This window comes from Microbacterium sp. NPDC019599 (assembly GCF_040632175.1).
GTDB lineage: Bacteria > Actinomycetota > Actinomycetes > Actinomycetales > Microbacteriaceae > Microbacterium.
In genome coordinates this window covers 290,318-302,462 of sequence record NZ_JBEYBL010000002.1, presented here as the reverse complement: position 1 = coordinate 302,462, position 12,145 = coordinate 290,318, and the positions used below count along the sequence as shown (strand labels likewise).

The window sequence follows — 12,145 nt, the reverse complement described above, 5'->3', positions numbered from 1 at the left end:
TGATGGCCGACCCAGTGTCGGGCGCGGGGTTTCCGCCCGCACTGCAGGGCGAGCGTGGCAACGAGCTGCCCTTCCTCAAGGTTGGCGAACTTGGGAGGACCAACTCGCAAGGGTATTTCGCCGAGCCGCCTGACACCATCGACAGAGATACGGCATCCCTCCTGCGTGCCGACCTCATCGCGCCCGGCACGCCTGTACTGGCGAAGATCGGGGCCGCTGTCAGTCTGCGTCGCGTCGGCGTGACGGGGATCACATCATGCATCGACAACAACATGGTGGCGATGGTGCCACGTCCAGGTACTCATCCTCGTTATCTGTACTTTGCCCTCCACCTCCTGGATCCCGACTTGCTCTTGAACGGTGGAGCGGTTCCGAACCTGAACATGGGCTGGGTGAGACAGACGGCCCTTCCGTGGTTCGACCCCTGGATGCAGCAGCAGATCGCGGACTACCTCGACCACGAGACCGCCGAGATCGACGCCTTCATCGCCGACCTCGAGAAACTCAAGTCGACACTCGATGAGCACCGCATGGCGGAGCTCGCGAGCGTGCTGCCCTATCCGACAGACCTCTTTCGTGCCGACTCCTCAACCGTCGTTCCTCTCCGCCATCTCGGGTCGATCACACTGGGGAAGATGCTCGACCCTTCGCCGACGACTGCGGAGAGCGAGTACCGATACCTGAGGGCGGCGAACATTCAGCCGCTCGGCCGTCTCGACCTATCCGATCTCAAGACCATGCACTTCACTCGTTCGGAGCGTGCCTTGATGGATGTGCGCCGCAACGATGTCCTGATCGTCGAGGGCGGCCAGGGCGGGTTTGGCAGGGCCGCCTACGCACATAAGGATCTACCCGAGCTGGGCTTTCAGAACTCGATTGTTCGGGTTCGCCCCCATTCCGGCGTCGACGGGCGCTACGTCGCCTACGCCCTCCACCTCCTTCGCCACGCCGGCTACATCAAGACGATTGCATCGGTCACCTCGATGCCCCACTTCACGGCGGAGAAGGTTGCGGTGACTCCGGTTCCCATCGCGAGCCCGGAGCGTCAGCGTGAGGTTGCCGACGCACTCGACGCGCGGTGGGCCGAGGTTGCAAATGTGAGCGCCGACATCGACGCCGCCATCGCCCTCGCGAAAGAACGCCGCGCGGCCCTCATCACCGCCGCCGTCACTGGCCAGATCGACGTCACGACCCGGCAGAAGCCGATGGTCGACAGCATCGGTTTCGATACGCGGGCTGCGCGCGCTACTCAACCACCGACCACCGTGGGGGCGCGATGAGCACGCTGTATGGCGAGACCGAGTTCCAGAAGCTCATCGTCGCCCACTTGGCGGGGCACGGCTGGCAGGTCGGCACGAGCGACAGATACGACCGCGAGCGGGCGCTGTATCCCGACGACGTGCTCGCGTGGCTCGCGCTCGACGACGAGAAGAACCTGCGCAGGATCGTCAAGCACGACGGAGACGAGCTAGGTCGCGCCCGTGTGCTCGATCGGCTCGCGGCATCCCTCGGCACTGACGAGAAGCAGGGCGGCGGCACCCTGACGGTCCTGCGCAAGGGGTTCGACGTCGTGGGGGCCAAGCGGTTCCGCATGCTGCAGCAGCCTCCCGCCGACGACCGCAACCCGGCGCTGTCGGCGCTGTACGAGCGCAACATCCTGCGGGTCGTGCCCGAGCTAAGTTATTCGACGAGGAAGGCCGACCGCATCGACCTGGTGTTCTTCGTCAACGGCGTCCCCGTGGCGACGGTCGAGATCAAGACGAACTTCGCGCAGAGCCTCGCCCACGCGATCACGCAGTACAAGCACGACCGGCACCCGCAGGGCGAGCCGCTGCTGACGGTCGGGCGCGGGGCGCTGGTGCACTTCGCGCTCACGCAGGACGAGATCGCGATGACGACGCGGCTCGCGGGCGAGGCGACATCGTTCCTGCCGTTCAACCGCGGCCATGACGGGGGCGCGGGCAATGCGCCGAACGGAGACAAGCCGCGCACGGCGTACTTCTGGGAGGACGTGCTGGGCCGCGACGCGTGGCTGCACATCCTCACGAAGTTCGTCTACACCAACCATGAGAAGCAGACCGATCCGCTTACCGGCAAGGTGACCTACCGATCGCAGATCCGCTTTCCGCGGTTCCACCAGTGGCGCGCCGTCACGGCGCTCACCGCCGCCGCCCGCGCCGACGGTCCGGGTCACAGGTACCTCATCCAGCACTCCGCCGGTTCGGGCAAGACCGACTCGATCGCGTGGACCGCGCATCGCCTCGCGTCGCTCCACACCCTCGCGGGCGACAAGGTGTTCGACTCGGTCATCGTGATCGCCGACCGGCAAGTGCTCGACCGGCAGTTGCAGGATGCTGTCGACCAGCTCGTCACGGCGACCGGAACCTTCCAGGCGATCACGCGCGGGTCGGAAGGGTCGAAGTCGGCGCAGCTGACCGAGGCGCTGGCATCCGGCATCCCGATCATCGGCGTCACTCTGCAGACGTTCCCGCACGCTCTGAAGCAGATGCGCGAGGACGGCGGCGCCCTCGCGGGCAAGCGGTTCGCGGTCATCGCCGACGAAGCGCACTCGTCGCAGTCCGGCGACGCGGCGAACAAGCTGCGAGAGCTGCTCTATCGCGGCGAGGCCGTCGAGATCGACGTCGACGAACCGGGTGCCGACCAGGACGCCCTCGTCGCGATGGCCGCGCACGCCGACACCGACGAGCGGCTGAGCTTCTTCGCGTTCACCGCGACGCCCAAGGCGAAGACGCTCGAACTGTTCGGCACGCCCGGCCCCGACGGCGAGCCCCGCCCCTTCGACCTGTACTCGATGAAGCAGGCGATCGAGGAGGGGTTCATCCTCGATGTGCTGCGCAACTACACGACGTACGACATGGCCGCGCGCATCGCTAAGCGGGGGGCCGGCCCCTCGACAAGCTCGGGGACCGGGGGCGGCTCGGGCACCGGGTCGGCCGATGCCGACGAGATCGACGTGCGCAAAGGCACGCGCGCTCTCATCGGGCTCGTGGAGCTGCATCCGACCAACATCGCCTCGAAGGTGTCCGAGATCATCACGCATTTCCGTGAGGTCGTGCAGCCCCAGCTCGGCGGGCGCGCGAAGGCGATGATCGTCACGTCGTCGCGGGCCGCGGCCGTGCGCTACGCGCGGGCGTTCGAGAAGCTCGCGGCCGAGCGAGGGCTGCCGCTCCAGGCGCTCGTCGCGTTCTCGGGCGAGGTGCCCGACCCAGATGTCGCCGCGCTGCCCGGGGTCTCGCCGCCGACCGTGACCGAAGCATCCATGAATCCGACGGTGAAGGGGCGCGACCTCGCCGACGTGTTCGCACAGCCCGACCACCATGTGCTGATCGTGGCGAACAAGTACCAGACCGGGTTCGACCAGCCGCTGCTCGTGGCGATGTACGTCGACAAGCAACTGTCGGGGATCGCCGCCGTGCAGACGCTCTCGCGCCTGAACCGCACGATGCCGGGGAAGACCGAGACGTACGTCCTCGATTTCGTCAATGAGCCCGAGGTCATCCAGGCGGCGTTCCAGGAGTACTACGAGGGTGCCCGGGTCGAGACGGCATCCGATCCCGATCTCGTGGCGAACCTGCTCAACAAGCTCGACGCCGTCGGCGTCTTCACATGGGCCGAGGTCGACCAGGTGTGGGCGGACTGGACCGCGACGCCGGGCGGCCCCGGTGCCGCGCACAACGCACTCTCGGCCCACCTCGACCCGGCCGTGGACCGTTTCACGACGCGCTGGCTGGCATCGACGGAGGACGCGGAGGAGCGCGAGCGCCTGATCGACTTCCGCGCGACGCTCGCACAGTATGCCTCGCTGTACGCGTTCTTCTCGCAGGTGCTGCATTTTGGCGATCCGCGGTACGAGAAGTTCTCGGTCTTCGGCGACCTGCTCGCTCGGCGGCTTCGCGCAGTGTCGGACTCGGGCGGCGGCGAGGTCGTCGATGTGTCGGACGTCGTGCTCACCCACTACAAGCTCGAGAAGCTCAAGCAGGAAGGCATCGCGCTCGCCTCCGGCGAGGCAGAGGGCCTGCAGGGAGTCACCGAAGCGGGGATGGCGGCGCTTCGCGAGAAGGAGCGTGCCTCGACCGCCGAGCTGATCGAGAAGGTCAACAAGTACCTCGGCGATCTCGCGGCGAAGGATGAGCACAAGGTGGGAGCGATCGAGGGTCTGCTGGTCGAGGCGATCGCGGACGCCGGGCTCGCCGAGCAGGCGCGCAACAACACCAAGGTCGACTTCTCGAACTCCCCCGCGTTGCAGGTCGTGCTCGAGGATGCGGTCTGGTCGCACGAGACGGCGAGTGCCGAGGTGCTCGCCGCGATCCGGGCGCTTCCGGCTGGTCACCTCGTGCAGCTGGCCCTGGACTTCGGGCTGTACGAGCGGTTGCGGGAGCGGCCGACGGGCTGACGTGTTGGGCACATCGCGCCCATGCCAGGTTCCGGGTCGCGGGAAACGACGCCCCTTGCAGGGTCGGCATACGGGCGGCCCGCTGCGCTGCCCTGCGGCGGTGCGCAATCCCGTGCCGCCTCGCTCGGCGATCAGACCCAGCGTTGCGGACCGTTGACGCTTCTGTTTCCTCCGGCGTCGATCGGGGCCGTCTCGTGTCCGGCAAGTTCGTGCAACCACGGCGGATGCTGGTCTATCGCCACCGACCCAGCACCCGTCGTGAAGTAGGCGACGATCGGCGGGCTTGTGACGAATGCGGCCGCCAGGGCACCGGCGCCGCCCGTGGTAACGATGGCGAGGCGGGCGTGGAGATTGCGCATCAGTATCGCGAACGCTTCGGGATCGTCGGATGCCGTCTCTGGCATGTCAGCTGGAAGCTGCTCACGCAGGCCGATCATGAGGTGTTCGCGCTGTGGCGGTGCAAGTCGCTGGAAGGCGGCCGCGTACCCTCTGTCCGCGATCGCGGCTGGCACATTTCCCAGGACGTACGCGTAGCGGGCGATCTGCTCGTCTTCGCTGATGAGCTGCTTCGCGTGTCGCCGCTTCACGATCCCTCCTGAATGTTGACCGCCACGTTACGCCCCTCAGACGATGCAGTGGCTGTCGACCATCGTGCGAGTCGACTCACGCGGGTAGACACTGCTGGATCCACTCGAGCCGTGACCAATTCCTCGTGCCATAAGCCCTTGGTACCTTCGCCCCGATCCTCGGCCCTTGCGACGGCTTCGTTGACGCGACCCCTTCGCATTTAGCCGGCCCGCACATGGGCCCGATGGCCGTCCGCTATTCGCGCGTTGGAGTCGTGCTCTTCCGCTTCATCAGGGCTTGCCGACTCAGCGTGGTTCGCGCGCTCAGCGACGTCCAACTATGGCCATCACATCGGAGACACGCCACCAGATCGTCGCGCTCTCGGAGCAAGCGAACTTCCTCCCGATGAATCTTCACGGGTTCCTTCGAGAGGGCACCGAGCCGGTCCAGACCGGAGCGCTCGCTGCCCCATTTGCGACCCGGTGTACATTGCATCGCAGTTTCCACAAGGCTTCGAGGCGTGTCACTGAAGGGTGCCTGGGCGCATTGCCTTTTCGTTGTCAGTCCGGGTAGGAGAGGCTCGGGCTCTGCCGGCCGTGTGAGTGTGGTGCCGCGCGCGCAGGCTGCTCTATCGGCTGAGCCTTCTCGGCTCGGGTTGTGCGCGGAGCTGGCCGAGGTGCTTGCGATCGGAGGCTGGGGGGCCGATCCGCGGTGTGCGACCTTCGGTGTCTCCGGCGCCCACGCCGTCGCTGCGTTCGGTGAGGGCGACGAGGGCGAGGTGGCGGTCGGCTGTCCAGCAGATCAGGCGGCCGCGCTGATCCTTGGTGCGGCCGAGGATGCCGGCGTCGGCCAGTTCGGTCAGCGCCCGGTGCGCCGCGGTCGTGGACACGTGATGGCGGCTGGCGACGCGGTCGACGGTGAGCACTGGCTCGGTGGCGAGATTGCCGAGGATCCGGAGGACGACGGCGTCACGGCGCGGGACGGCGGGGGCCACTTCGCGGGCGCGACGGTAGGCGATGAGGTCGTCGAAGGTGCGCGCGTCGAGTGCGGCGACGTCGTCGGCGAGGCGGACCGCGTTGCCGGCGGCCAGCTCCGTCGCCTGCGCGAATCCGATGACCCATTGCTCGAGTCGGGGAGGGTTGGCGCGGAAGGCGGTCAGCCCGGCGATGTAGGCCTGGGTGTCGCCGGCGAAGACGGTGCTGATCGGGATCAGGATGCTGCGCAGCGCGTCCGTACGGCGGAGCACGGTGTGGATGAGCGTGCGGCCGGTGCGACCGTTGCCGTCGACGAAGGGGTGGATGGTCTCGAACTGTGCGTGCGCGATGGCTGCGCGGACGATGGGGTTGCCGGAGGTGGCGGTCACGAACGTCGCGAGGTCGTCGACGAGCCGAGCCACTTCGGATTCGGGTGGCGGTACGAACTCCGCGCGCAGCGGGCTCCAGCCGGAGCCGCCCACCCAGTTCTGCTTGGTGCGCAGACCCGGTTTCAATGAGGGTTCGATGACGTGCTGGAGCTGTTCGATGTCGCCCGTCGTGATGGGCCGTGCAGGGTCGGCGAGTGCGGCGATCGCGGCCTCGGTCGCGCGCACGTTGCCGATGACATCGAGGGCGACACGCGGTCCGTACTGCAGAGCTTCGGCGATGGCGAGTCGCTTGGGCGTGACCCTGTTGCCTTCGATCCACGAGGAGGAGATGCTCTCCGACCGGATGAGTAGGTGGTTCAGGTAGCCGGCGCGGGCGCCGATCCGCTCGTCGGCGCGTGCCAATGCGGCCAGCGCGTCCTCCGCGGCCGACTGAGCTTCTGCGCCGAGCACGGGGAGGGTCGCGCCCAGCTCGTCCGGCACGTAGGCCAGGTATCGGCCGGGCGCCCGATCGCGCCGGCTCAGCTGTCCCTCGTCGGCAGGACCCCAGAGTCGTTCAATCCACTGCGGCATGATCCGCCTCCCTCAAGGTTGGCGAGTACGCGGACAAATCAACTTTAGCGCCCACAAAGTTGATGATGGGTGGATCGAGTTCGGCGTCCGGCCATGTGAACGAGCGCGGGAGGCACAAGCCGCACATTGCAGGAGGCCGAGGAGACTCACTGGTGCAACACGCAAACAACCCCCGGCCGATGGCCAGGGGCTGTTCGAAAGTGACCTATCACTCGACTCAGGAGTGACCTATGTCGCGACTCAGGACATTGGCGGAGGATGGGGGATTCGAACCCCCGAGGGCTTTCACCCAACACGCTTTCCAAGCGTGCGCCATAGGCCACTAGGCGAATCCTCCTCGACCCCGAAGGGCCGAAGGACATTCTAACCTGCTCGGGACCGCGCGAGAGAACCGAGCACCCGGGCGGCCGCTCAGACGCCGGTCCGCACCCGCGTCCCGTCGCCCGCGTACACGGATCCGGGCCGGATGACGAGCGACCTCGGTATCAGCACTCCACGCGCTCGCCGGCCCGAGGAGACGTGCCCGAAGAGCGCCGAGCGGACGGCGGCCGCAGCATCCGCCATTCCCGGATCGACCCCACCGCGGCCAGCCGCGTAGCTCGCGCGCTCGATCGCGCTGACCAGTCGCGTCGTCTCGGCCAGGGGAGCGCCGTGCTCATCGATCAGGCGCCGGCCGAGCGCGCGCGGAGAGTCGCTGGAGGGTGCGGAGATGCCGAGGTCGATCGCGGCATCCTGCACCACCGTCCAGGCGGCGACGGCGTCGCCGCGGGAGGCCGCGTTCAGGAGGCGCCGCGTCCGGAACCCCTGGATGACGGCGGGGATAGCGAGAGCTAGAAGGATGCCGACCACGACGCCGAAGGTCGGCAGCGGGTTGACGGTCGTGGAGGCCCCGCTCGCCTCGGTCGTGCCCGGGTCCTCGAGGTTCTGGTCCGGGTCGCGCACCGGCGCCGAGGAGGACGGCGTGGGACCGGGTGTGACGTCCGGAGCGTCCCCGGGGTTGTCGGCCAGGGTCGATGCCGGCGAGAAGGTGGTCGGGACGCCGAGGCCCACGGTCGGCTCGAAGGGGATCCAGCCGATGCCTTCGAAGTACACCTCGGGCCATGCGTGCAGCTGGCTGCTCATGACGGTGTAGACGGTCTGGCCGTCGACAGCATCCGTCGTCGGCGTTCCCGGGAGATAGCCGACGACGATGCGCGAGGGCATGTTGAGCGTGCGCGCCATGAGGGCGAAGGCTGAGGCGAAGTGCACGCAGTAGCCCTCCTGGACCTCGAGGAACCGTGCGACCGCCTGCGCGCCGCTGCCGTCGAACCGCTCCTCGACGGGGGAGTCGAGCGAGTACTTGAACGTGCCGCCGCGGAACCACCGCTGGAGCATTGCGAGGGCGTCGTAGTCGCTCTCGGCACCCTCCGTCACCTCCGCGGCCAGCTCGGCGATGATGGGCGGCATGCCGCCCGGCAGGGACGTCGTGATGTCGCGCGCCTGCACGCTGCCGGCGGTCGCCGCGCGCATCTGCTCGAGCGAGGGCCGCGGCACGTGCGTCACGACCTCGTAGTCCTGGCCCGCTGTCGAGGTGGTGCGCGACACGACCGTGCGGTTGTAGGGCACGGCCTCCCAGTCGCCCTGTAGGCCGTCGACCCCGACGGCGGGGAACGGCACAGGCAGCCACGGCGAGACGAGGTCCTGCACCGTGACGCTGGTGGTGTACTCGGACACGCGCACGTCGGGGTTCACGGCCACCTCGCTCAGCGCGAAGTCGCTCGACAGCGGCACGGAGCGCGAGCGGTCGGGCTGCCAGACCGCGCCGTCGAACTGCGAGAGCGTCGCGGCCCGGAGGTACGGTGCCGAGGTGAGGCTCGAACGGACCACGAGCGCCGTCGTCTCGCGCGGGCGGCGCAGGTCGTCGCCCAGCTGCAGCGTGACGTCGATCCCAGGCCCCGCGCCGACGCCGCCCGCGCCGGGCTGGATCGCAGGCTGCGGGAGGAGGGGAGAGGCCACGAGCGCGACCACGACCGCGATGGCGCCGATCCCCAGCGCCGTGGCGGGGACGCCGGAGAAGCGGGACGCCTCGCGATGGGACTTCGGCTCGCGCGCGCGTGTCTCGGCGCGGATGAGGAAGAGGATCGCCGCCGACAGCAGCACGAAGGCGGGGAGGTTGATGCCCCGCGGAACGGCGATCGACGGGATGAGCGATACGGCGATGAGCCCGACGGCGGCCAGGAGCGGCATCCGAGCAGTCAGGACGACGTGGTCGATGATGATCGCGAGCAGAGCGGTCGCGCCGACGATGAGGAAGGCGAGCTCGGCGCTGGGGGTCAGCGGTGCCGCTCCGAGGGCGATGTCGTTGCCGGCGATCGCCAGCGCATCGGGGACGGACCGGATCGTCTCGGGGGTCGGGATGATCCACAGCAGTGCCGTGTCGCGGAAGAAGAGGAAGGTGAGGATCAGCGCCCAGGCGGCGATCTCGAGCAGGCTCACCGCGACGGCCGCGAGGCGGTAGCGGCGCGCGATGTACCCGACGGCCAGGACGACTCCCGTGAGGAACGTCGCCCCCAGCAGCCACGGCCACGGCTCGACGACGCCCGTGACGGGCAGGAGCGCTGCGAACACGGCGACGAAGACGCCGATCGTCAGCGCGAGATCCGGCGGGCGCCGCAGCTCGCGCTCGTCGGCGGCCCGGCGGCCCGGTCCCGAGGCGCCCGTCGCGGCGCCCTCGCCGGAGGCCGCCTGTCCGGCCCCGTCGGCACGCACCCGCTCAGCGGAACGCACGGCTCACGCCTCTCTCGACGGCGGTCGACCACGCGACCGCGACATCCGAGTCGGGACCGATGGATGCTGCATGCCAGCCGGCATCGTGCGCCCGGTCCAGCGCATCCGGCGTGGGCGCCACGGCGAAGAGGAGCGGCAGCGAGCTGTGGTGGACGATCGGACCGAGGGCCTCGGCATCCGCTCGATCCAGGCGCCCGACGACGAGGACGACCGGGCCCGTCACGACACCGTGGAAGAGCTTCGGCAGTCGCTGCAGAGAGTCGTCGCGGCGGGCCGTCAGCATCGCGAAGCGCGTGCGGACATCCTCGACGGCGGTCATGTCGTTGCCGTCGATGCGGTCGGCGAGGGGAGTGCCGTCGGAGTCGATGACGTCCACGGCGTAGCCGTCGTGCACGAGCCGGGTGATGACGGAGATCGCGACGGACACGGCCGCCTCGAATCCCGGATCGGCGCCCGTCGCCGACATCGCATCGCCGGTGAAGCGGAGCACTCCGCGATCGAGGACGACGACAGCATCCGGTGTGGACTCCTGCTCCTCCTGGCGGACCATGAGGTCGCCGCGGTGCGCGGAGGCGCGCCAGTGGATGCGACGCATGGAGTCGCCCGGGACGTAGGGGCGCGCGACGAGGTTGTCGGCGCCCTGGCCGAGGTGGTTCGTGTGCGAGTGCAGCGTCCCGCCCGCGTCGCCGAGGAGGTTCGTCAGCGGCGACAGCTCGATGACCGCGGGTGCGATCGTGATCTTGGCGTGGTCGCTGAAGACCGTGCGCCGGCGGGTGAGCAGGAAGGGATCGGTCGAGGTGACCGTGAGGGGCCCGAGCGAGTGCACGCCCCGGCGCGCACTCGTGATCGTGTATTCGAGCTCGACGATCTTCTCGGTGCCGATGAAGCCCGAGCCGATGGCGGGGAAGGATCCGCGGGCGATGCCGGAGACGCCCTTGGGGAGGCCGTCCTCCCACGTGCCCGGCGCCGTCGCGAAGGGGGAGCGGACGCCGACCCGCGCGACGACGGTCGACGGGCGGCCGACGGTGCCGACGTCGGGCGAGAGCGAGCGGGTCACGCGATCCGTGCGGCGTACGAGGTGCAGCGAGACCCAGCCGGCGGCGAGGACGGCGAGCAGCAGCATCCCGAAGTACATCAGCTCGACGACGCCGAGCTCGTTCGCGAGCACGAAGCAGCCGATCGCGAGGGCGAGCGCCCCCGTTCCACGTGCCGTGAGAGGCCACAGTCTCTTCACGACGACCTCGCGGCGCTTCGGGTGTGCACGGCGGCGGCTTCCGGGTTCAGGCTCGAGCGGCTATCGGGACGCGCACGCTCTGCGCGATGCGCTCGAGGATCGAGGTGACGACGTCGGTTCCGGAGCGGGCGCGGGAGCCGCCGGCGGAGCGCGTCGGGATGAGACGGTGGGCGAACACGGGCACCAGCAGCGCCGTGATGTCGTCCGGGATGACGAACTCGCGGCCGTCGAGGGCGGCCCAGACCTTCGCGGCGCGGACGAGCTGGAGCGTCGCGCGGGGGCTCGCCCCGAGACGCAGGTCGGAGTGCCCGCGGGTCGCCTGGGCGAGCGCCACAGCGTAGTCCTCGATCGTCGGGGCGACGTGCACGGCCCGCGCCCACGTGACGAGGTCCGAGACCACTTCGGCCGAGACGACGGCGCGGATGGCCTCGAGCGGATTGACCGTGTCGCGCTGCCGCAGCATGAGCGCCTCCGACCGCGGGTCGGGGTAGCCCATCGAGATGCGCATCATGAAGCGATCCCGCTGCGCCTCGGGCAGGGCGTACGTGCCCTCCATCTCGAGCGGGTTCTGCGTCGCGACGACTAGGAAGGGGTCGGGCAGCGGATGCGAGCGCCCGTCGACGGTGACGTTGTGCTCCTCCATCGCCTCGAGGAGCGCCGACTGCGTCTTCGGGGACGAGCGGTTGATCTCGTCGGCGATCACGATGTTCGCGAAGATCGCGCCCGGCTTGAATTCGAACTCCCGCTCGACGGGGTTGAAGACGCTCACGCCGGTGACGTCGCCCGGCAGCAGGTCGGGCGTGAACTGGATGCGGCGGACCGTCGCGTCGACGGATGCCGCGAGCGCGCGCGCGAGCATCGTCTTGCCGACGCCCGGCACGTCCTCGATGAGCAGATGACCCTCGGCGAGCAGGCACACGAGCGAGGACCGCACGGCGTCGGGCTTGCCGTCGATGACGCTCCCGACCGAAGCCAGGATCTGGTCGGTCGTCTGTGCGAAGGCGTCGGCGTCGATCTCGACCCGTTCCGCCGTCGTGGCCGTCTCGGTCACTGCGACCTCCTTTGGTGCGCTCGAGATCCGTCCATCCCACCGTCGAGCACGGTGGTATCAGGATGGTAACGATCGTAGCCGCGCTCGCAGTTCACGGGGCCTGGGAGATCGCTGGCAGGCCGGCCCGCCCCAGGACGCGACAGGTGGCGCGGCCGACCGCGAAATCCCCGGCCGCAGGCG

The 12,145-nt window shown here is 69.1% G+C and carries 7 protein-coding genes and 1 tRNA gene; 2 read left to right on the top strand and 6 right to left on the bottom strand.

Going from position 1 to position 12,145, the window contains the following annotated elements; all coding sequences use genetic code 11:
- Positions 1-2: 2 nt before the first annotated feature.
- Together ABZ477_RS04745 and ABZ477_RS04740 are read left to right on the top strand one after the other, a co-directional pair.
- Positions 3-1,280, top strand: coding sequence for a hypothetical protein (locus ABZ477_RS04745; protein ID WP_360128647.1), 1,278 nt, complete (start codon positions 3-5; stop codon positions 1,278-1,280).
- Positions 1,277-4,414, top strand: a complete 3,138-nt coding sequence (locus tag ABZ477_RS04740) for a type I restriction endonuclease (protein WP_360128644.1) — start codon at positions 1,277-1,279, stop codon at positions 4,412-4,414. Before ABZ477_RS04745 ends, ABZ477_RS04740 begins: the two co-directional genes overlap by 4 nt.
- A 131-nt stretch (positions 4,415-4,545) precedes the next feature.
- Here ABZ477_RS04740 and ABZ477_RS04735 read toward each other — a convergent pair whose 3' ends face one another.
- The 6 genes from ABZ477_RS04735 to ABZ477_RS04710 all read right to left on the bottom strand — a co-directional run bounded on the left by ABZ477_RS04735 (position 4,546) and on the right by ABZ477_RS04710 (position 11,965).
- Positions 4,546-5,001 carry a hypothetical protein gene (locus ABZ477_RS04735; RefSeq protein ID WP_360128641.1) on the bottom strand — a complete coding sequence of 152 codons (456 nt, stop codon included), beginning with the start codon at positions 4,999-5,001 and terminating at the stop codon, positions 4,546-4,548.
- A 608-nt stretch (positions 5,002-5,609) separates the two neighbouring features.
- Positions 5,610-6,914 (bottom strand): Fic family protein, encoded by a 1,305-nt coding sequence (locus tag ABZ477_RS04730; protein ID WP_360128638.1) that lies wholly within the window; start codon positions 6,912-6,914, stop codon positions 5,610-5,612.
- A 249-nt stretch (positions 6,915-7,163) separates the two neighbouring features.
- Positions 7,164-7,251: transfer RNA gene (locus ABZ477_RS04725), tRNA-Ser, on the bottom strand.
- Positions 7,252-7,325: 74 nt separating this feature from the next.
- On the bottom strand, positions 7,326-9,680 hold the full coding sequence (locus ABZ477_RS04720) for a DUF3488 and transglutaminase-like domain-containing protein (protein WP_360128635.1): 2,355 nt from the start codon (positions 9,678-9,680) through the stop codon (positions 7,326-7,328).
- Positions 9,667-10,914 carry a DUF58 domain-containing protein gene (locus tag ABZ477_RS04715; RefSeq protein WP_360128632.1) on the bottom strand — a complete coding sequence of 416 codons (1,248 nt, stop codon included), beginning with the start codon at positions 10,912-10,914 and terminating at the stop codon, positions 9,667-9,669. Before ABZ477_RS04715 ends, ABZ477_RS04720 begins: the two co-directional genes overlap by 14 nt.
- A gap of 46 nt (positions 10,915-10,960) precedes the next feature.
- Entirely contained in the window at positions 10,961-11,965 is a 1,005-nt protein-coding gene (locus ABZ477_RS04710; RefSeq protein WP_360128629.1) for a MoxR family ATPase, read from the bottom strand.
- Positions 11,966-12,145: the final 180 nt, after the last annotated feature.